This is a genomic window from Streptomyces alboniger, from assembly GCF_008704395.1.
GTDB classification, from domain to species: Bacteria; Actinomycetota; Actinomycetes; order Streptomycetales; family Streptomycetaceae; genus Streptomyces; species Streptomyces alboniger.
The window spans coordinates 6,073,069-6,091,903 of record NZ_CP023695.1 but is presented as its reverse complement, the minus strand read 5'-3'; the positions used below and the strand labels follow the sequence as shown (position 1 = coordinate 6,091,903).

The 18,835-nt window shown below is 65.9% G+C and carries 16 protein-coding genes; 7 read left to right on the top strand and 9 right to left on the bottom strand.

What is annotated here, in order from left to right; translation table 11 throughout:
• Positions 1 to 233 precede the first annotated feature (233 nt).
• From CP975_RS27175 to CP975_RS27155, 5 genes are all read right to left on the bottom strand, one after another.
• Positions 234 to 734, bottom strand: coding sequence for a hypothetical protein (locus tag CP975_RS27175; protein ID WP_055527429.1), 501 nt, complete (start codon positions 732 to 734; stop codon positions 234 to 236).
• The gene (locus CP975_RS27170; protein ID WP_055527430.1) at positions 724 to 1,116 is read right to left on the bottom strand and encodes a carboxymuconolactone decarboxylase family protein; all 393 of its coding nucleotides are present in this window, start codon (positions 1,114 to 1,116) and stop codon (positions 724 to 726) included. Before CP975_RS27170 ends, CP975_RS27175 begins: the two co-directional genes overlap by 11 nt.
• A gap of 60 nt (positions 1,117 to 1,176) precedes the next feature.
• The gene (locus CP975_RS27165) at positions 1,177 to 1,689 is read right to left on the bottom strand and encodes an aromatic-ring-hydroxylating dioxygenase subunit beta (RefSeq protein ID WP_150477441.1); all 513 of its coding nucleotides are present in this window, start codon (positions 1,687 to 1,689) and stop codon (positions 1,177 to 1,179) included.
• Complete coding sequence (locus CP975_RS27160) at positions 1,686 to 3,005, bottom strand: aromatic ring-hydroxylating oxygenase subunit alpha (RefSeq protein WP_199783155.1); 1,320 nt, start codon at positions 3,003 to 3,005, stop codon at positions 1,686 to 1,688. The genes CP975_RS27165 and CP975_RS27160 overlap by 4 nt, the downstream gene beginning before the upstream one ends.
• A 554-nt stretch (positions 3,006 to 3,559) precedes the next feature.
• Complete coding sequence (locus tag CP975_RS27155) at positions 3,560 to 3,940, bottom strand: response regulator transcription factor (RefSeq protein WP_246201638.1); 381 nt, start codon at positions 3,938 to 3,940, stop codon at positions 3,560 to 3,562.
• A gap of 519 nt (positions 3,941 to 4,459) precedes the next feature.
• Between CP975_RS27155 and CP975_RS27150 the strand changes: the two genes are divergently transcribed.
• From CP975_RS27150 to CP975_RS27130, 5 genes are all read left to right on the top strand, one after another.
• Complete coding sequence (locus CP975_RS27150; protein ID WP_055528449.1) at positions 4,460 to 5,758, top strand: lysine N(6)-hydroxylase/L-ornithine N(5)-oxygenase family protein; 1,299 nt, start codon at positions 4,460 to 4,462, stop codon at positions 5,756 to 5,758.
• Positions 5,759 to 5,819: 61 nt separating this feature from the next.
• Positions 5,820 to 6,476 carry an FMN-binding negative transcriptional regulator gene (locus CP975_RS27145; protein ID WP_055528454.1) on the top strand — a complete coding sequence of 219 codons (657 nt, stop codon included), beginning with the start codon at positions 5,820 to 5,822 and terminating at the stop codon, positions 6,474 to 6,476.
• An 8-nt stretch (positions 6,477 to 6,484) separates the two neighbouring features.
• Positions 6,485 to 7,636, top strand: coding sequence for an N-methyl-L-tryptophan oxidase (solA, locus tag CP975_RS27140; RefSeq protein WP_055528451.1), 1,152 nt, complete (start codon positions 6,485 to 6,487; stop codon positions 7,634 to 7,636).
• A 13-nt stretch (positions 7,637 to 7,649) separates the two neighbouring features.
• Positions 7,650 to 8,153 (top strand): hypothetical protein, encoded by a 504-nt coding sequence (locus tag CP975_RS27135; protein WP_055528448.1) that lies wholly within the window; start codon positions 7,650 to 7,652, stop codon positions 8,151 to 8,153.
• Between the two features lie 34 nt (positions 8,154 to 8,187).
• Complete coding sequence (locus CP975_RS27130; protein WP_055528446.1) at positions 8,188 to 8,373, top strand: 2-hydroxymuconate tautomerase; 186 nt, start codon at positions 8,188 to 8,190, stop codon at positions 8,371 to 8,373.
• 355 nt (positions 8,374 to 8,728) lie between these two features.
• On the opposite strand, the gene CP975_RS27125 is transcribed toward CP975_RS27130, so the two are convergent.
• On the bottom strand, positions 8,729 to 8,908 hold the full coding sequence (locus CP975_RS27125; protein WP_150477439.1) for a hypothetical protein: 180 nt from the start codon (positions 8,906 to 8,908) through the stop codon (positions 8,729 to 8,731).
• Between the two features lie 344 nt (positions 8,909 to 9,252).
• Between CP975_RS27125 and CP975_RS27120 the strand changes: the two genes are divergently transcribed.
• Both CP975_RS27120 and CP975_RS27115 read left to right on the top strand, forming a co-directional pair.
• Positions 9,253 to 10,239, top strand: coding sequence for an AAA family ATPase (locus CP975_RS27120; protein ID WP_055528444.1), 987 nt, complete (start codon positions 9,253 to 9,255; stop codon positions 10,237 to 10,239).
• Positions 10,232 to 12,880: a S8 family peptidase gene (locus CP975_RS27115; RefSeq protein WP_055528442.1), complete on the top strand. Its 2,649-nt coding sequence runs from the start codon at positions 10,232 to 10,234 to the stop codon at positions 12,878 to 12,880. The genes CP975_RS27120 and CP975_RS27115 overlap by 8 nt, the downstream gene beginning before the upstream one ends.
• A 74-nt stretch (positions 12,881 to 12,954) precedes the next feature.
• On the opposite strand, the gene CP975_RS27110 is transcribed toward CP975_RS27115, so the two are convergent.
• The 3 genes from CP975_RS27110 to CP975_RS27100 are packed head-to-tail and all read right to left on the bottom strand — an operon-like array spanning position 12,955 to position 18,809.
• On the bottom strand, positions 12,955 to 16,029 hold the full coding sequence (locus tag CP975_RS27110; protein ID WP_055528440.1) for a type I restriction endonuclease subunit R: 3,075 nt from the start codon (positions 16,027 to 16,029) through the stop codon (positions 12,955 to 12,957).
• Between the two features lies 1 nt (position 16,030).
• On the bottom strand, positions 16,031 to 17,302 hold the full coding sequence (locus tag CP975_RS27105) for a restriction endonuclease subunit S (RefSeq protein ID WP_150477438.1): 1,272 nt from the start codon (positions 17,300 to 17,302) through the stop codon (positions 16,031 to 16,033).
• The gene (locus tag CP975_RS27100) at positions 17,295 to 18,809 is read right to left on the bottom strand and encodes a type I restriction-modification system subunit M (RefSeq protein ID WP_055528438.1); all 1,515 of its coding nucleotides are present in this window, start codon (positions 18,807 to 18,809) and stop codon (positions 17,295 to 17,297) included. Before CP975_RS27100 ends, CP975_RS27105 begins: the two co-directional genes overlap by 8 nt.
• Positions 18,810 to 18,835 lie beyond the last annotated feature (26 nt).

Genomic DNA, 18,835 nt, shown 5'->3' with positions numbered 1-18,835 from the left:
TGACCCACCGGCACCCAGCCGGCTCCGGAAGGCAAAGGCGGACAACTACTCAGGTGAGCAGGAGGTAGCGCACTAGCTGGAATGAGCCGGACGTCGTGGTGCGCGGAATCTGCTCACGCTCCAGGGAGATTGCGCCACATCACGGGCGCGAGAAGCACTGGTAGACGTTCCGGTCGGGGCTCGGCAAAGTCGCGAAAACGTGTCGGAGTCGATGGCCTCACTAAGCGTCCGGCCTAGTCCTCCCCTGGAGCGTGGGAATGCTCCGCGCGCCAGGTGCACCCGTCACCCACCAGTTCGCATGACACCGTGACGTCCGGTTCCACGTAGCGGGTGGCGATGGCGGTGTTGAGTTTCTGGCAGTACCCGCACGGTGACTTGAACGTCAGGACAACGCCGCCACGGGCGGCCTTCTTGCGGTACCGGAGAATCCCGCACTCGGCGTTACGCAGGACGGGGCCCGAGGGGTCAGGCTCAATGGACACGTCCGAGTCGTACAGCAACAGCTGACGTTGCATCCGGGTCATGAAGTGCTCGGTAGCCGATAACCCCTCGGGCTGTTGCGCTCGCAGCAGATCCGCTGCTATGCGGGAATTCTCCTTGACCCATCCGGTCAGGCCCTCTTCGCCGTGCTCTCCCAGGACGAACTCCTCCGCGGCCGCTTGGGCCTCGAAGTACCGCTGGCGCCACAGGTCGACCTTCTCCGCCGGGTCGAGAGCCTTGGTTTCACTGGTCATGGTCCGCGTCCTTCCCGGCGGCGTTGTCCAACTCGGCGAAGACTTCCTGGGCGACGCGCAGTCCGTTGTTGGCGACCGGCCAGCCGCCGTAGTAGGCGAGCTGAATGATGACCTCGATGATCTTCTCCCGCGACATCCCGAGGTTCAGGGAGGCACCGATGTGGCCCCGCAACTCCCAGTCGGTCCGCGCCAGCGCGACCGCGGTCAGGGCGACCAGCTCGCGCTCCTCAAGGCTCAGTTGCGGGCGGGCCCAGATCTCACCGAAGAGGTGCTCAACAGTGATCTGCAGAAACTCCGGGTAATTACCCGGGCGCGGTTCACGGCCGAAGACCTCCTTGAAGATGGCTTCACCCCGCTCGTGCCGGGCAGACGGCTGACTCATCTATCAATTCCTCCGTAGGGGACGAACGACCCGCCGGGGCCGGCCGCTGTCATCGGCCTCTTACAGGACGATGCTGAGCTTGCCGTGCTCGTACAGCGTCTCGTGGTCGAGGATCACGACGCGCCTGCGGATGCGGAACGACTCGCCTTCGGGGACGAGTTCGAGGCGGTACTTGCCGACGTAGGCGTCGGAGCGTCCGTGTCCGAAGCGGTAGGCGACGACATTCGCCGCCACCTGGAGGTAACTGCCGTGATCAGCCAGGATCTCCACGTTGCTGATCATGCGGTTGGTTCGTGACCGGGGGTCCTCGCACCACACCTCGCCGTTGAGGATCTGCTCGATCCGCTGGCGCAGCCGGGCGGCATCGTCGTCGATGAGCCCGAGCGCACCGGCCACCTCGCCGCGCACGTCGGTGGCCGGCACCACATAGCGGATGTCGTCGGTGAGCATCTCGTCGTACCACTCGGTCAGACGCCACTCGTCGAGGAGCCGGGCCTCACGGAAGAGGAACTGGCTCACCCGGTGCCACAGCCTCACCTGGGCCGCGTCATCGACTCTCAGTTCGGTGGTCATTCCTTTTCCGCCCCTTGCAGCTCGGCCTGGTGAGCGACCTCGAAGTGACCGTCGTCGCCGTGCATCAGCCGGTCCCACTGCCGCCAGAACTCGCGGGCAGGAAGCTCGTCGGTCGTCTCGGGAATCTCTTTGTTCATACCGCGCGACAGATCCGAGTAGCGCACCGTGCGGTTGCGGTAACCGCGCTGGCACGACTCGATGATCTCGATGTCGTCCGGCGTCGCGAAACCGGCCGGGCCAAGAAAGGTGAGGTAGTGGCTCTTGCGCAGCTCCCGGATCTCGGGGTCCTCGTCCTTGGGGGCCAGCGCCACCGAAGTGATAGCCATCCGGTCGGCACCGACCGGGTCGATCTTGCGGATCGTGAGCGCGATCGCATCAATGATCATCAAATTGGGGAAGATCATCAACGCGCGATTCATACCGGTGATCCGCTGCGCACGCTCGGCACCGAACTTCTCGGCGAACCGCGCCGCGGTCGCCTCCATCCGCGGCCGCAGCTCAGGATCGAACATCGGCGTCCAGTGAGCCAGCGGACGGGCAGCGGCCGGCGGCAGCTCATTGGCCCCATGACCCAGACCCAGAGCACGCCCGAAACCACCCCGCCGACGCGGCGGCACCGACCCCAACGACTGCATATAACTGACATACCGCTTGTGCAGCGCCCGGAAATGATAGATATCGACGCTGTTCTCCATCATGAGCTTCCAGTTGGCCTGAGCCCCGTGCAGCTGCGCGCCCTGAATCACCTCCATCCCCGTCTCCGACTGATCAGCGACCAGATCGATGTACTCCGTAGCCCCCGCCAGATACTCCGTCAAAGTACGCGGCTGCTGCGGATCAAAGGTGACGAAGACAAAACCCCGGTAACTGTCACTCCGGTGCTGCGCCAGACCGAAGTCCGCCTTCCGGAAACCGGGCCCGTACCCGTCCGGAATCGGCACCCCGGTCAGCTCACCCTTGTTGGAGAACGTCCAGTCGTGATAAGGACACCGGAACGATTTGACCTGCCCAGCCGGCTGCGAACAGAGCAGAGCCCCACGGTGCGTACAACTGTTGGCAAACACCCGGATCGCCCCGTCGGACCCGTGCGCCAAAATCACCGGACGCCCGCCGACCTCACGCGACACAAAGGAACCCGGCTCCGGCACCTCCGACTCGTGCCCCACGTACAACCAGCAGCGATCAAAGATCCTCGCCATCTCCTGCGCCGCAACATCATCGTCGGTGTACGCACGACGATCCACCCGGAACGAGAGGCGCTCGAGATCATCAACGACAATCGGGTCATCCACCGGCCGCTGCAATTCGGTCGTCACTGCTCCCTCTTTCACTGCACATTCCTGAACGGTTCTGACGACTACCCCGACCGCGCGCGTGCGGCAGCACCACCGCACCCAGCCGCGCGGCACACACCCGGCCCCCGACGCGTGTCGGACCAAACGCACCAATGCGGGGACGTAGAAAACCCAACCACCGGGGGCCGTTCACAACTCTCCAGCCCTCCCGAGTGGTGGATTGCGACCACTGTGGTGGATGGCAACCACAGTGGCCGCTTGCAACCACAAGCAGGTTGTCAGATCGTCAAGTGGGCCGTATATAGGACTTAAGGCCCATCGGCCGCCAAGATCGCGTGAATCAAGATCCACTATGTAGTCAAGATCTACTATGTAAATGGTGCACCCGCTCCCGAGGTGACGGCGCAGGCCAGGTCACGAACGTATGCGGCCGCCCGTAAAAGCCGGATTCCGCGGGAGTACGAGTCACTCAACAAGGCAGGTAAGGGCCCGGCCGGACGGGACGTCCGGTGCCCGACCGGGCCTCGGCCAGCGGCGAACTGCTGCCCGGCCTGGTGACGGCCGGGCAGCAGCCGTCATGCCGCTCGGTTGTGCCGAACCGCGTAGACCGCGGCCTGGGTCCGATCGGACACATTGAGTCGGGCGAAGATCGCTTGCATGTGGTTCTTGACGGTCTTCTCCGTGATGCCGAGTGCCCGAGCTATGTGACGGTTCGTCATGCCGTCGGTCAGTAAGGCGAGAACCTCGAGTTGGCGCGGTGTCAGGGCGCTGGAGGGAGACTTCACGTCGGCTGATTCACCACTACGATCGGTCGTCACTCCCCCCTGATGAGCGCGGGTGGTCCGAGCCTCCGCTCGTCGCGGACGCGGGCGCATCGCCGTCGAGTCCTGAGTGCCGGGGATATCTGTCTGTTGGTTGGTCAGAAGGTGTGTGCGGTCGCTTTTTTGCGCAGCCATCCGTGTCTCCTTGCCCCGTGGTCGCATGGCCAGTCCCGCGCCCGGTCGGCTCCGATGGGAGGCTTCAGGCCCGGTAGTGCCCACGCCGACTGTAGCGAAGATCGAACATCGGAGCGGGGGGTAACTGTCAAGAATTTAAGGGCCTGTTGGTCCGAGAATCTTTGAGCCAGTGTTCCCGCTGGTTGCGGCTGGGTGGGTTGACCCAGGCGACGGTAGGCATGGCGGCGGGTTCGGGGTCGCGTTGACAGGCGGCCATCAGGGGCTTTGCGCTCCGGCGCATATGACGGGTCGTCAGTATCCCTTGTTGACAAGGAATCTGACGGTCGGAGGGCCAGTCGGGGACGGGTTCGAACCGGCCAAAGCGGATCGCGATCGGGCCATCGCCGACAGCTCGGCTTGTTTGAGCGGGGGCCCCGATCAAGGATGAATCCGGTTCCGCCCCGGCTGCACCACGGTCCACAGGGGCATCGCCCACACCGAGACGCAACCCGATCTCCACTTCGTCAGAGGAGCCCCACCATGCCGGAAGCGGTGCTCGACCTGGTCGGCGTCGGATTCGGACCGTCGAACCTGGCCGTCGCGCTCGCGCTGGACGAAGCGGGCCCGAAGGCCGGGTGCGACGCGTTGTTCCTGGAGCGGCAGCCGGCCTTCGGCTGGCACACCGGAATGCTGCTGGACGAGGCGACGATGCAGGTCTCGTTCCTCAAGGACCTGGTCACCATGCGGAATCCGGCCAGCCCGCACAGCTACCTGTGCTACCTGCGGGACCGGGGCCGACTGGCCGCGTTCATCAACCAGAAGTCGCTGTTCCCACTGCGCACCGAGTTCCACGACTACCTCGCGTGGTGCGCCGAGCGGGTCGGGCACCTGGTGCGCTACGGCACGCAGGTGGTGGACATCCGTCCGGTGCCCGGCCCGGACGGGTCCGTCGACCTGCTCGACGTCGTGGTGCACCGCGACGGGGCCGAGGAGGTGCACCGCACCCGGAACGTGGTGATCGCCCCCGGTCTGCAACCCTGGCTGCCGGACGGAATCGAGCGGTCGGACCGGGTCTGGCACACCTCGGAACTGCTGCACCGGCTACCGGAGTTCGAGTCCGTCGCGCCGCGCAGCCTCACCGTCGTCGGTGCCGGGCAGAGCGCCGCCGAGGCGGTGGCGCACCTGCATGGGAGGTTCCCGGAGGCCGAGGTGCGGGCCGTCTTCGGGCGCTACGGGTACAGCCCGGCGGACGACTCCCCGTTCGCGAACCAGATCTTCGACCCCGACGCCGTCGACGCGTACTACGTAGCGCCCGAGCACGTCCGCCGCCGGCTGGACGACTACCACCGCAACACCAACTACGCGGTCGTGGACCTGGAACTGATCCAGGACCTGTACGCGCGCTCCTACCGGGAGCAGGTGCGGGGCACCCGGCCGCGGCTGGTCATGATGAACGTCAGCCGGCTCGCCTCCCTGTCGCAGGAGGCCGACGCGGTACGGGTGGTCGTGGAGCACCTGCCCACCGGGGAGCCGACCGAGTTCGAGACGGACGCGGTCGTGTTCGGCACCGGGTACCGCCCGGCCGATCCGCTCGCTCTGCTCGGCCCGTTGGCCGACCAGCTCAAGCTGGACGACCAGTCCCGCCCGCACCTCGACCGCGACTACCGCCTCGTCACCACCGACCGGATCCGCGCCGGGATCTATTTACAGGGCCCGACGGAGCACACCCACGGCCTGGCCTCGACGCTGCTCTCGGTCACCGCGGTGCGCGCCGGCGAGATCCTCGCGGCCGTGACGGCCGCGGTTCCCGCCCAGGTCCTCACCGCGTCCGCCCGATGAGCGGGGTCCCGGAGGCTTCCGGGAGGCCGGCCGGGTGCCCAGGAGAATGGAGACGCACGAGATGTACGTTCCGAAGATCTACCAGTCCCCGGACGCCGAAGCCGTGCGGCTGATCCGCGAGTACCCGCTGGCCCTGCTGCTGACCAACGGACCCGCGGCACCGTTCGCCACGCACCTGCCCGTGATCTTCCCGCCCGCCTCCGAGCCCGAGGGGATCGAGTCACTGAGCGGCGTCACCCTCTACGGCCACCTCAACCGGGCCAACCCGCACTGGGAGACGCTGCACGAGGGGCAGCACGCGACCCTGGTCTTCCAGGGCGCGAACGCCTACGTCTCCGCCGCCGTCTACGAGCGGACCCCGGCCGCCCCCACCTGGAACTTCGCCACCACACACGTCCAGGGCCGCATCCACCCGATGCCCGCCCGTGAGGACGCGCTCGACGTGGTGCGCTGGACAGTGGCGGCCTTCGAGGCCAAGCACGGTCTCGACTGGGACCCGGGTCCCTCGCTCGGCTACTTCGACAAGATCGTAGACGGCGTCGGCGCCTTCCGCTTCACCGTCGAGTCAGTCGACACGATGCTCAAGCTCAGCCAGGAACAGGCCGCCCCCACCAGGGACAAGGTGGCCGCGCACTTCGCCGAAAGCCCGGTCGGGCTGCATCAGGAGGTCAGCCGCCTGATGAGGACCGCCGCCCCGACCGCCACCACCGGAGAGTGAGTGAGAACGTGACCGAAACCGCTGATGTCCTCATAGTCGGCCTGGGTGGGCTCGGCAGCGCCGCGGCCTACCACCTCGCCGCGCGCGGCAGCCGGGTGATCGGCATCGACCGGTTCGGGCCCGCGCACGCGCGCGGTGCGAGCCACGGCGAGAGCCGCGGGGTCTGGAAGGCGTACTTCATGGGCGCCGGGTACGTCCCGCTGCTCGACCGCGCCTACGACCTCTGGGACGAGCTCGGCGAGATCCGCGGCGAGACGCTGTTCCACCGCACCGGCGGGATCTGCGTCGGCCCGGCCGACGGCGCGCTCGTGCCCGCCGCGCTCGCCTCGGCCCGGGAGGCGGGCCTGGAGTTCGAGCACCTGGGGAGCGACGAGATCCGCTCGCGCTTCCCGCAGTTCAACCCCGGGCCGGGCGACGTCGCCGTGTGGGACCCGTCCTCGGGATACGTGCGTCCCGAGCAGGTCATCACCGCGCACCTCGACCTTGCCCGCAAGCACGGCGCCGACCTGCGGTTCGACGAGAAGGTGCTGGACTTCTCGGACACCGGCAGCGGTGTGCGGGTGCGCACGGAGACCGGCGTGTACGAGGCCGACCGCCTGGTGGTCGCCGCCGGCGCCTGGGCCCCGCAGCTGCTCCCCGAACTCCGGCCGCACATCAAGGTCCTGCGGAAGGTGATGCTCTGGTTCGACCCGATCTCGCGGACCGAGGACTTCTACACCGGCCGTCAGCCGTACTGGGTCTGGGAGGGCGAGAACGGCACGGTCGGCTACGGCCACCCGGCCGTCGACGGCCCCTCCGGCGGCGTCAAGGCCGGCATCCACAGCGGCGGCGAGCCCGCGGACCCGGACTCCCTCGACCGCCACGTCAGCACGCAGGACGTCGAGGCCGTGCGGGAGTTCCTGGCCAAGCGGATCCCGGCACTGCCCGGCCGCTATCTGCGCAGCCGCGTCTGCATGTACGACAACTCGCCCGACATGGGCTTCATCATCGGCCCGTCGGCCCAGAGCGACCGGATCACCGTCGCCGCCGGCACCTCGGGCCACGCCTTCAAGTTCGCCCCCGCGCTCGGCGAGGTGATCGCGCAGCTGGCCACCGAGGGCGCCAGCACCCACGACATCTCGCTGTTCGACCCGCGCCGCCTGACCGACGCGAACACGTGACCGGCACGAACGCATGACCGGCGCGGGCCGCACCGCGCACCGGGGCCTGACCATCGCCGTCACCGGCACACGTCAGGTCGAGTCGCGACGAGGTGTCCTGGCAGAGCTGTTCGAGCGGGTGCTCGCGCCGTTCGCCGACGGGCCGGCCGCGGACCGCGGCTGGCTGCTCGGCGGCGCCGCGGGCGTCGACACCTCGGCGCTGCGCTTCCTGGCCGGTCGCGACGCCGGCCAGCTGGTCGTGGCCGTCCCCGTGCGGTGCGCCGACCAGTCGGCGGACGCACGGGAGGCGATCGAGCAGGCGCAGGCCGCGGGCCGCGTCGAGCGGATCGTCGAGCTCGGCCACCCCGAGGGCATCGGCCCGGCCGCGTTCACCACGCGCAACCGCTGGCTCGTCGACCACAGCGACCTCGTCATCGGCTTCCCGCTGACCGGCACCGATGACGGGTCGGGCACCTGGGAGACGCTCGCGTACGCGGCCGGACTCGGCAGGCCCTACCTCGTCGCCCCGCTCACCTGACCCACCCGATCCCCAACCCCTTGAGGAGAACCACATGCCCATGATCCGCGTACAGATGTTCCCCGGCCGTACCGCCGACCAGAAGGAGGCCCTCGTCAAGGAGGTGACCGAGGCGATCGTACGCACCTGCGACGCCAAGCCGGAGGACGTCTGGGTGATCATCGACGAGGTCGACCGCGATCACTGGGCGCTCGGCGGGACCATGTACTCCCGCCGCTAGGCGCGACACCTGTCACACCGTCAGCCGCCGCCGGGGCACGGAGAGTCGCCCCGGCCGGCGGACCTGATCGGTACCCAGTCGCCTGTGAACTCCCTGCGGTTAACGGAGAGTTCATTACGCATCCTGGAGGGTCCGGTTCGGCCGCAGATCAGGAACCCTTGGCGGCCGGTTCGAGGATGGCCACACACTCCACGTGGTGGGTCATCGGAAACATGTAGAGTCAAAACAGGTTGAGGGAAACCGCAGGTCAGAAGCATGCAAATCACAAAACGGACTCAAGATCAATGTGCATTACGTGCGCTGTGGGCGCTACGGGCGACCTCTGGCGCACACCAGAGAGCGCCGATGGATCTCCTCAGACAGAGACTCGGACAGAGGCTCCCGGCACCTCGAGCACTTTCAGGCCGACGCCCTCCTGATCTGGGACATCGGCAACGCCGCGGTCGACATAGGAGCCGCGCCCGCCTCCTTGCAGGGCTTGGCGAACATCGTCATCACCGTCGAGCGGCTCATAGGGCGAGATCCGCTCCGGCATGTTTGGAGGCCCCTCCCTGCACGCCCTCGCCGCCCTCATCTATGCCTTATCCACCCCACAGGCCCCAAGACCGACGCCACGCGCATCGACGGCCTCAGCTACGAGGGCTGGGGATGGGGTCGGCTTTGACAAGCAGTAGTCCGCACCGCCGCCGGGCGCCACGGCAGCGGGATACAGTCGCCCTCGGTGTGGCGTCGCTGCGGCTCACGCTGGCCATGCCCACTCTGGCGGCAACCAGTCCGATAGGGCCGTACGATGCAGGCGCGGGTGCATTCGTGGCTCCCGGGTATCGAACCACCTAACGCTCTCGTACGAGGAAGCCAGCATCAGAAGGGTGACAGGCGATGGCAGCGAACGCCGAGCACCTGAAAGCCCTGGTGCGCGCGCATGCCGAAGCCGATGACGATCTCTTCTACAGCGTGGCCCTGCAGGTGGCGGCCAAGTCGGCCCGCCAAGGGCAGGGAAAGTTCGCTGTTGACCTGCGGGAGCTGGTCGAGGCCGCACGGCAGAAACAAGGGCAGGCAGATAAGCGGCGTGCCGCGACGCCGGTGGTGCAGCCCCGCGGCGAGCTCTCCAGCCTGCTGACGGCCGGATACCCAGACACACAGCTCGACGACATGACTCTGGATGCCGGGCTGCTCGCGTCTCTGGACCGGGTGCTGCACGAGCAACGCCAGCGTGCCAGGCTGGAGCGTTTCGGCTTCACTCCAGTACACCGGATCCTGCTGTCGGGGCCCCCGGGCACGGGCAAGAGCATGACGGCTTCGGCACTGGCCGGCGAGCTGAAGCTGCCGTTGTTCACCATCCGTCTGGACGGTCTGATCAGCCGGTTCATGGGCGAGACGGCGGCAAAGCTGCGGCTGGTCTTCGACGCGGTGGCCCAGACACGGGCGGTCTATCTATTCGACGAGTTCGATGCGCTCGGGGCTGAGCGGGCGGCGGGTAATGATGTCGGCGAGGCCCGAAGGATCCTGAACTCGTTCCTGCTGTTCCTCGACGAGGCGCCCTCCGAGAGCCTCGTGGTGGCTGGCACCAATCACCACCAACTTCTGGACCGGGCGCTGTTCCGCCGTTTCGACATGGTCGTCACCTACGGCCCTCCCACTCCCGAGCAGGCGGTTCAGGTGATGCGCCGACGCCTAGCCGGAATGGATACGAGCACACTACGGTGGAGCGCTGTGACAGACAGTGCATCCGGCTTGAGCCATGCCGAGCTGGTCAAGGCGGCGGAAGCCGCGGCCAAGCGGGCCATCCTCGCCGACCAGGACGTGGTGGACGAGCAGCTGCTGCTGGAAGCGCTGAGCGAACGGCACGCCTCACACCATGCCTGAGCCCTCCATCGCCGCACGCTCCACGCCACACCTCATGGTGCCCTGGCAGGCCGCCACCCTGACACCGCGTTCCGAGCCCTCCGGCGGAGGCGGTCCGAAGCTTGTCCGCCGTGAGGACCGCAACAGGCACGCAGCCGCGCTGGTCGATGGTCTGGAAACGGCCGAGGAGGAATCGGCTCGGCTCGCCCAGGAGGCACCCGACGAGTTCCGTCCCGACGGGTTCGCGGTGCGGATCGAGGCAGCGCGTGACCATCCGCTTCAGCTGGAGCGGCTGGACGGCTCCGGTCTGACCCTGATGAGCAGCCATCCGCAGACCGAAGACCGTCAGCAGGACGCACTGGTGTGGATCCCGTTCGACAAGGTCGCCTCATTCACGCAGCGGATCGCCGCCTTCTCCCAGGACACCGACGACGGCAATCCTCAGCAGGCCGCGCTCGTGGCCAATATGGAGCAGATCCAGCGAGCGCTACTGGAACACCTCTGGCAGGAGCGGCATGAGCTGCCGCCGCTGGACGACGAGCGGTGGTGGGAACTGTGGTTCGACCCGCGGATCTCACCGACGGACCCGGTCGCCACTCTGCGTGCCCTGGCCGAGGCGCGGCAGTGGCGGATGAGCGACCGGGCGATCCATGTGGGTGAACGCCTCGTAGCACACGTCTCAGCGACCGGCAACGACCTCGCGGTCCTGCTGGGCACGAACGCCTGCCCTGTCGAGATCCGCACACCGACGTTCGCCGAGGGCCTCTACGCCGTTGACCGCTCCTTCCGGGTGAACCTCGTCGAGGACCTCGCCCAGCGCGTCAAGCCGGCTGCCCCGCACGCACCCACGGTGTGCGTCCTGGACACAGGGATAGCCCAGGAGCATCCGCTGCTGAAGCCGGCACTGCACGAGCGCGCCTACAGTGTGCTGCCCGGCAGGGCCCCGGCCGATCGGAACGGACACGGCACACAGATGGCCGGACTCGCTCTGTTCGGCGATCTCACCTCCGCCCTGGAAGCACAGGGCCCCGTGGTTCTCGGCCACGGGCTTGAGTCGGTGAAGATCCTCGACGACGGTCTTGCGCCAGTCGAGTCCCCGCGGACCTTGGCCGAGACCACAGCGAACGCGGTGGCGACCGCTGAGATCGGCAACGGCGGTCCCACACCATCCGCCCGAGTCTTCTCCATGGCCGTGACCCGGTGGTCCCGGGACGGCGAGAACGGTGTCGACGGCACAGCGACCCTGTGGTCGGCCACCCTGGACGCTTTGGCAGCCGGAACAAGCGTGGCCGTACGCGAGGACCGTATCGACCTCATCGGCGCACCGGACCCGCAGGCGTCGCGGCTGATCATCGTCAGCGCCGGCAATATCCGCGGGCACCTCCCCCACCAGATGCGTGACGACAACGGCCGACTCGACCCCTTGCTGCTATGCGACCTATCCCGGATCGAGGAACCCGCCCAGGCACACAACGTGCTGACCGTCGGCGCTTGCACCCATCTGGACACCGTCCCCGCCACCCCCCTGTTCCAGGGTTACCGGCCCTTGGCCGCTTCGGGCGGCCTGTCCCCGTTCAGCCGGACGTCGGTGGCCCTGACCAACGCGGCCATCACCAAGCCCGACATCGTTCTGGAGGGCGGCAACCTGCTCGTTGCCCCGGACGACAGCTTCCTGGACCCGCACGAGCTGTTGAGCGTGCCGACCACGCACCACGACGCCGCGCACCAGCTGGCCTGGGCCAACGCCACCAGCGCTGCGACCGCCCAGGCAGCAGCCCTAGCCGCCACCGCGATGACCACATACCCCGGACTGCGGGCGGAGACGGTCCGAGCCCTGCTCGTCCACGAGGCCCAGTGGACTCCGGCCATGGTCGAGCCTGGCCTGTTCAAGAAGACCGGCGCCCCCAAACTCAACAAGGGCGAGCTCATGCGACAGGTGATCCGCCGGTACGGTTGGGGAGTCCCCACCGCCGAACGCATCCGAAGCAGCGCTTCCAACGCCGTCACAATGATCATCCAGAACACTCTGGTCCCGCTGAAGCAGGGCAAGAACGGACAGGTCCGGCTGGCCGAACTGAAACTGCACGAACTGCCCTGGCCGCTGGAGCAGCTGCGCGACCTGGCCGAGACCACAGTCGACCTGCGCGTGACGCTCGCCTACATGGTCGAACCTAACCCCGGTCGGCGCGGCATGGTCGGTCGCTACAGCTACGCCTCGCACGGTCTGCGCTTCGCCATTAAAGGCCCCACCGAATCCGCCGACGCCTTCCAAAGTCGCCTGGCCGAACAGGCCGAACAAGAAACCGACGGAACCGGCAACCCCAAAGCATTCGAGTCCGACAGCCGCTGGCTGGTCGGCCCCCGATCCCGCAACCTCGGCTCCCTGCACGCGGACATCTGGCGCGGTTCCGCCGCCGAACTCGCTGACTGCGGCATGCTCGCGGTTTACCCCGTCGGCGGCTGGTGGAAGGCGAACAAGCGCAAGGACCGAATCGGCCTGCCCGTCAGCTACGCCCTCCTTGTATCCCTGCAGACCCCGGAGGTCTCCACCGACCTATACACGCCTGTCGCCATCCAGCTCGGCGTACCGGTGGAGATCGCACCGGCTGGTCAGAACAAGATCACCAGCGGTATCCCCGTCCAGATGGAGCTTGGCTGGTGACCTTGCCGTGGCATTTCCGCCTAGAGCACTTGGGCACTTGGCACTTCTTACAAGGGTTCCGGTCGTGACGTCGTTCAATAGTTCTCCCGCACATACTCGTAAGTGCGGTCGAACAGCTCGCCCTTGATCGGCAAGCTGTACTCCTTCAAGGCGGAACGCAGCTCGCGACGCACCCGTTTGTCGCCCGCGTCACTCGCGCTCCAACCGGCATAGGCGACCTCGACGACGATCGAGTCGATCCGCAAGACTATGTCGGGGACGATCTTATGCAGCCCAGGCGGTGTGTTCTCCGCGACGATCTGAGTGAGCGCCCCGCGCTTGGGATCGGCCAGCCGGTCGAGCGCTCCCTGGTCGCCCTGTTCAGCTGCCCGATCCGCGGCGACCACATCCTGAGCGATCTTCAGGGCTTCCTCAAGGAAGGCCAGCGAGTCTTCGACGTTCTCGATCGCCTTGGCACGGAGCTTCTCGATTCGCTCGGCCAGCGACCGATACGCCGGGCTCTCGGTATCGGCCAGCCGACGTCTGAGGCGCGCCTCGATGGAGTCGAGGACCTCCTGGTACACGTCCTCGGCTTTCGACTCCGAAGTCTGCCGCTCCGAAAGCTTGAGCTGCTCGGCGATCTTTTTCACCAACGCTAGGCCGGCAGCGTCCAGCGTGACTGTCTTCGACGGCATTGACCTCACTCCCACATCGGTCATGTGGCCGTGAATCAGGTCGGTGGTCTTCGCGCCGAGACGTGCCCAAAGGAAAGTCTTGGAGACGTCCTTGGGTCGGATCGACTCGTATACCTTCGCGAGCCAGAAGTACTGCCCCTTGAACGGCCGCAGCATCGGGTGGGGGTCGAGGAACTCCCACACCGTCTGCAACGCGACGTAGGTCTCGATGAACTCTGTGCGCTGCGCACCGCCCTCAGGGATTCGCTCGTGAGCCTCGGCGAGGGACTCGAATGATGAGTCACTGGTGTCAATGCCGTCAAACAGATGGAGCAGACGCGTAAGGTCGGTGACGAATTTCCCCGCCAGTTTGGAGGCGTCCGTGACGTTGAGCTCGTCCTCTTCGTCGTCCTTCACCTTCGGACCGGCGACTGCCTTACCGATGGCCCTCGCGAGACCGATGTAGTCGACGACCCGCCCGAAGTCCTTGCGCTGGCCGGTGACCGGGTTCTTCCACGGACGGTTGGGCCGCGTGATCGTCTGGAAGAGGTTCGTGTCCTTCGCAGGCTTGTCGAGATACAGCACGCCTTCGATGGGTGCATTGAAGCCGGTCATCCACTTCGCGGTGACGACGATGAACGACAACGGGTCATCGACCTTCTTGAAGCGGCGCTTAAGCGCCTCCTCCTGCTCGGGAGTAAGCAGGTGCTTCTTGTATTCCTTGGGGGTCTCCTTGCTGTCGGCGACGTGCATCACCACACCGACCTCACGGAGTTGTCCGTCCGGCATGACTGCAGCGCGGCGCTCCAGCTCGGCCTCGATGGCCCTGGTGTACGCGATCACAAGGCGCTGGTTGTAGGCCACGACCTGAGCCTTCTGCCCCAAAGGTGCGACATAGGTTAGGAAGTGGTCGACAATGTCGGCGCACACAGCCGCCACGCGCTCGGGGTTGGATAGGATCGTCTCGATGTGAGAAGCCTTTCCCGACAGGAAGACTTTCTCCTCCTCATCCAGGCCCTCCTCTGTGGCCAGCTCGTCGAAAGCCTCGTCCAAGGCTTCCTTGTCGAGGTTGAACCCGACAGACCGGCCCTCCACGATCACCGGCTTGGTGAACCCGTCGGCGATCGATTGCTCCGGCGTGTACCGCGACATCACAAAGTCCGGGTCGTCAGGGTCGCCGAACAGCTTGAACGTCGAACGGTCCTTGTCCTCGATCGCAGTGCCTGTCGCGCCGAAGAACTTCGCGTGCGGCACCGCCGCGCGCCACGCGTCGCCGAACTTCCCCTCCTGCGAGCGGTGCGCCTCGTCAACGAGGACCACGATGTTCGACCGGTTGTTCAGATGGCCGGCCTCAGCGAACTTGTGTACGGTCGTGATGACCACGCCCGACTCACCGCTGCGTAGCAGACCGTGCAGCTCGCGCCGGTTGCGGGGCACCGTCATCCGCGGCATGCCGGCAGTCTCGAACATCTCCGCCGTCTGCCGGACCAGATCCTTACGGTCGGCGATCACGATGACCGTCGGCGCGCTCCCAAATCTCTCCGTTACCGCGTCATCGCGCAGCAAACGGGCGGCGGCGAACGCCATGAGTTCGGTCTTGCCCGATCCCTGGTGATGCCAGATCAATCCCCCAGGACGGTCGGCAAGCACCTTGGCGTGGATCGCCAGAGCCGCCTCGAACTGCGGGTAGCGAGGCAAGAACTTGATGTCGACCTCGGAGGCGTCCCGAGCGTGACGGAACATCACCAGGTCCTTCAGGATCGGCAGGATAGTCTCCGGCCGCAGCAACAAGCGTGCAGCCCGCTCGACACGAGCCGGCCCCGTGACGGTCTTCGGGTCGTCCTCAGTGGATCCCCATGGGGCCCAGATCTCGGAATCGGAGTCCGCAACTGCACGGATCGGAGCCATGCGGAACTCCAACCCCTCGGTCGCGACGTTGAACACATTCGTCGCGAAAAAGTTCGGGTATTCCTCCTCGTACACGTCGTGAAGGTCCTTCGCGGCGTTGACCCACGAGACCTGGTGCTTCACAGGCGTCTTGGTCTCGGCTACGACCAGCGGGAACCCGTTGACGTAGTAAACGACATCGAACCGGCGCGGTTTAGTCGCGCCGTTGATGGTGACCTCGTCGGCCACGGTGAAGCGGTTGTTCTTGAGGTCTTTGAAGTCGATCAGCTGACGAGGCACATGCCTACCGTCGATCGTCGTGAACGCGTGGTCGCCACGAAGCATCACGGTCAGCCGCTCGTTGGCCGCGACGAGACCGTTGTGCGCATCGAGGACAGCCTGATTGAGCTCATGGAGCACCAGCTCCGCAGACTCGGGATCGTCGGCGAGCTCAGGGTCCAGGGCGAGTAACGCCTCACGCACCCAGGTCTCGATGACGACATCGTGATGGTCGCGCGGCAGCTCGTCGCCTGGGATGTACTCCCACCCGGCCTCCTCGGCCCACTCCAGCAGGGAGCGCTGGATGGTAGACGACTCTGTCCATGCCATATCAGGACACCCCTTCCAGGAGAGCGTCGTAGGACTCGGGAATTTCGATCTCCTGGTTGAGGAGAGAAGCCAGAAGGGCCGACCGAAAGGCATTGAGCCTTTGCAGTTCCCCGGCAAGCATGTCCGCCGCAGATTCCATGCCCTCCAGGATGTCGACGATCTCCCGCTGTTCAGTAGGGTCAGGCAGGGGGAAGTCGAAGTTCTCGACATCTCTCTTACTGATGTTGGGGTCCTTGCGCGAACTTGCCGCCACGAGTCTCCACTTGGGGCGGCCAGCCTTCAAAGCCTGATGCAAGTAAGCGGGAATCACATCCGCTCGCAAAGCTGTCAGGGCGCTGACTGCTTGGTTCGTCGTGGATGGGATAGCAAGGCGGGCGGTTCTGCCGATCTGACCGAATCCTCCGTACATGGCAACCAAGACGGTGTCGGCAGGAAGAAGCCGCACTGACGACTCCGCAAACCCGACCTCCGTGATGCACTCGTCCGTTTCGCCGATCACGCGCTCGTTGAGGTCGCCTGTCTTCACCCACGGGATGGAGCCGCCGTCAAAGTACCGAGCCTGCTCGGAGCGACGAGGAGTTGCACCGGAGCGCACGACCGATACTGCTCCGATGGTCTCGCGCCGCCAGCCAGCAGGTAGCCGCTCCGTCCACGTGAGCGAGGTGTGTGAGTCGGTCATCTCGCTCTGCCACTCTCCGCGAGCACCCACGGAAAGCAATGAAAGCCTCGCTCGCCGAACGGCCTCGGTAGCGCACTCATGCTCGCATCGAACGGACTCAATCTGCACGTCGACCGCGGCCACGACGTCAACGATGCGGCACTGTTCCGACAAGGACGGGAGAGCGACTCCGATCGTCAAGAAGTCAGCAGGCTTGACCCGCTCACGCCTGCCGCCCATGCCGGTCGACAACGCCTGCAGCTGCTCCCACATTCGTGTTGTGGTCGTAAGGAGTCGGAAGTACGCGGGAAGCATTCGCTCGCCACACGTGAATGTTGGAAACTCTTGCGACGCGTAGACCTCACCCAGATCGCTCGGAGCAACGGTGATCGCTCCTTCGAACGCCTTCAAACGGCTGTAGACGATCTGGTTCGGTCGGATGCGATTCAGCGTCTTATATGAGGTCTCATCGCCAGCAATCGGTTCCCGGAACAACAGACCTCGACCGCGGTTCAAGACACCAACGATGTCGTAGGAGGCTGTAGCCGTGACCGGGACTGCTTCGACGTCCAATGCGATGACCTCGTCGAGTCGGACGTTCTCCCACTCACTCACTGGACACCCCGAACACGCTCAGGTCGACGCCTGCTGCTGCGAGCCGCTCAAACATGGCAGCCTCGGTGTCGATGCGATGCTGCCGGGCGTCGGCATACTCCACGAGCGCGGTGCCAAGATCGGCGGTCTCTCCTGCAGCGACCCTGATGTAGCGGCCGATGTTCAGGTCGAAGTCGTTCTGCTCGATCTCCTCGAGCGGCACCAGCCGGACGTTCGCACCGCCCTCACCCGCTGAGTCGCTACCTGTCTGGTACGCCTTGATGACAGCTCTGACGTCATCCTCGGACATCAGGTTCTGCTTCTTGCCCTTGATAAACCGCGCCGAGCCGTCAATGAAAAGCACGTGATCCTTGCGCTCAGCTGGCTTCTGGTCGCGGAAGATCAACAGACATGCCGGGATTTCGGTCGAGTAAAACAGCTTGGGCGGCAGGCCGACGACGGCTTCCAGAACGTCCTTCCCGATGAGGCCCCGGCGAATCTTCGCCTCCGCGCCTCCGCGGAACAGCACGCCTCGGGGCATCACCACGCCGACACGACCGGATCCGGGCTTCATTGACGAGACCATGTGCTGGACGAAGGCGTAGTCGCCGTTCTGCGCCGGCGGCACGCCGCAGATGGCTCGCGGATCCGAGGACCAGCGGTCTGCACCCCAATTCACTAGTGAGAACGGAGGGTTGGCGATCACGACGTCGAATTGACGGACCGCACCGCTGGGGGCCTTGAACGCCGGAGCACGGAGGGTGTCACCGCGCTTGATGTCAAAGTCCTCGATCTCGTGCAGGAACAGGTTCATCCGGGCGATCGAGGCCGTCGTCAGGTTGATCTCCTGACCGTATGCCCTGAGCGTGCGGTGGTCTTTGCCGGACTCGCGCAGCTGATTGATCGTCGCGACAAGCATCCCCCCGGAGCCGCAGGACGGGTCGTAGACGGACTCGCCCGGCTGAGGTTGGAGGATCCCGACGAGCAAATTCACGACCTCACGGGGCGTGAAGAACTCGCCAGCCTTCTTGCCCGACTCGTCGGCGAAATTCTTCAGCAAGTACTCATAGCCCGCGCCGAGCAGATCGTGCGAGACTGTCGTCGGGTCGAGAGTGATCTTGTTAAACGCTCGGATGAGCCCCAGCAGGGCCGACTCCGGGATGCGCTCCTGGTTGCCCCACGAGGCGTCGCCGAAGACGCCAGCGAGCGAGCGGGGGTTGGCCATTTCGATTCGCTGGAAGGTCTTCGCGATCTCCGCACCGAGGTTGGTGACCTTCCCGGTGACCTCGCTCCACAGCGTGCCCTCGGGCAGCTCGAACCGGTGAAATTCGGCCTCAATCTCGTCGTCGAGGTCGTCGCCGTACTTATCGAACGCCGCGTCGTGCTCGTGGACCCAGGTGTCGCTGATCCACTTCCAGAACAGCATTGGGAAGACGTAGGTCTTGAAGTCAGCGGGGTCGACGGGGCCGCGGAGCGCGTTCGCGGCGTCCCACAGCCGGGACTCGAGCTCGTGCTGGGTGATCGTCACAGAGGTGAGGTCCTTCGTTGAAGACG

Coding starts and splice junctions, on each gene's coding strand:
- CP975_RS27175 (WP_055527429.1), bottom strand. CDS start 734: ATGACCAGTGAAACCAAGGCTCTCGACCCGGCGGAGAAGGTCGACCTG.
- CP975_RS27170 (WP_055527430.1), bottom strand. CDS start 1,116: ATGAGTCAGCCGTCTGCCCGGCACGAGCGGGGTGAAGCCATCTTCAAG.
- CP975_RS27165 (WP_150477441.1), bottom strand. CDS start 1,689: ATGACCACCGAACTGAGAGTCGATGACGCGGCCCAGGTGAGGCTGTGG.
- CP975_RS27155 (WP_246201638.1), bottom strand. CDS start 3,940: ATGGCTGCGCAAAAAAGCGACCGCACACACCTTCTGACCAACCAACAG.
- CP975_RS27150 (WP_055528449.1), top strand. CDS start 4,460: ATGCCGGAAGCGGTGCTCGACCTGGTCGGCGTCGGATTCGGACCGTCG.
- CP975_RS27145 (WP_055528454.1), top strand. CDS start 5,820: ATGTACGTTCCGAAGATCTACCAGTCCCCGGACGCCGAAGCCGTGCGG.
- CP975_RS27135 (WP_055528448.1), top strand. CDS start 7,650: ATGACCGGCGCGGGCCGCACCGCGCACCGGGGCCTGACCATCGCCGTC.
- CP975_RS27130 (WP_055528446.1), top strand. CDS start 8,188: ATGCCCATGATCCGCGTACAGATGTTCCCCGGCCGTACCGCCGACCAG.
- CP975_RS27125 (WP_150477439.1), bottom strand. CDS start 8,908: ATGCCGGAGCGGATCTCGCCCTATGAGCCGCTCGACGGTGATGACGAT.
- CP975_RS27120 (WP_055528444.1), top strand. CDS start 9,253: ATGGCAGCGAACGCCGAGCACCTGAAAGCCCTGGTGCGCGCGCATGCC.
- CP975_RS27115 (WP_055528442.1), top strand. CDS start 10,232: ATGCCTGAGCCCTCCATCGCCGCACGCTCCACGCCACACCTCATGGTG.
- CP975_RS27110 (WP_055528440.1), bottom strand. CDS start 16,029: ATGGCATGGACAGAGTCGTCTACCATCCAGCGCTCCCTGCTGGAGTGG.